This is a genomic window from Acidiphilium sp. PA (genome assembly GCF_026191915.1).
GTDB lineage: Bacteria > Pseudomonadota > Alphaproteobacteria > Acetobacterales > Acetobacteraceae > Acidiphilium.
This window is the reverse complement of record NZ_JAIMBY010000075.1, coordinates 1-1,100: the sequence shown is the minus strand read 5'-3', so window position 1 is coordinate 1,100 and position 1,100 is coordinate 1. Positions and strand designations below refer to the sequence as shown.

Sequence of the window (1,100 nt, the reverse complement as noted above, 5' to 3'; positions counted from 1 at the left end):
GCCGGAAATATCCGCCTTCACCCTCGATGCCGCCCTTCTCATGACCCTGGGCCGGATTGCAGAATTCAGCACTGAACCGCCAATGCGAGCGGAACGCCACGAACCGCACCGTCTCCTCGCGTCGATGGCCGCGCAGGATCTTACGCACCGCACTCGCCAGATTGTCATACCGCAGTAGGCGGAAGACCCCACCGAAATACGCGAACGCCATCTCGTGCGCCTCGAGAAACGCCTGCTGCGTCGCGCTGAGATACGCCCGGTGAAACGCCGCCCCGCTCGCCATCGAACGCATCGCGAAGACCTGAACCTTGGTGCGCTCACCCTCGAAATCGACCCAGGCTTCATACCAATCGACCTGCGCCTCATGACCCAGCGCGTAGCTCTGCGGCACGAAGGTCTCGCGCCGGATCAGCCCGATCTGGTGCTTGCGCTCGCGCACATGGTTGCGCACCGTCGATTCCGCGACCGATACGCCGGGAAACTCGGTCAGGATCCGCCGATAAATCCGCCGCGCCGTATGCCGCTGCTTGCGCGGCGCCCGCTGATCCGCCTCCAAAACACTGTCGATGAACGCCACCACAGCATCCAACTTCGGCTTCACCCGCGCCGGATACTGATGCACAGGCGGCACCGCGCCCGCCAGCGCCTGGCGGACCATCCGCCGATGAACCCCGAATTTTGCCGCAACACCGGCTACCGTGCCGATCCCAAACTCATGCTCTCGACGAAGCTGCTCGAATAATTCCACTTTGGCTTTCCAGTCCATATTTGGCTCCTCGATCGTGCCGAGGAGACCCTACGTTCGACGATGGAGGTGGGCCAAAATTCGCCATCACTGCTGGGCCAAAATTCAGTAGCAAAGCCACAGATGACGCGAGAGTGTCATGTTCGGTTCCAAGAGAGCGTGGGCGCTCGATGTCCCGCGCCTCTCGCCCGAACCTGAGCCTGAGCCTGAGCCTGAGCCTGAGAGTCCATTTCGAATCGGTTCATCAACGTGCCAACCTTCGTAGCAGGATGACGCTGGACGCGGCGTAGAGGAAGGCTTCGACGCTCTCGATCGTGGCCTCGAAGTCCTTCGCGAGCCGCCGGTTTCGGTTGAT

General features: G+C 61.8%; 1 protein-coding gene and 1 pseudogene. Both read right to left on the bottom strand.

Annotation, left to right across the window (positions count from 1 at the left end):
• A partial coding sequence (istA, locus tag AruPA_RS21580) for an IS21 family transposase (protein WP_265638786.1) occupies window positions 1–766 on the bottom strand: 766 nt, incomplete at its 3' end.
• A gap of 223 nt (window positions 767–989) precedes the next feature.
• Window positions 990–1,100 (bottom strand): annotated as a pseudogene (locus tag AruPA_RS21575) (IS5/IS1182 family transposase); the annotation flags it as partial.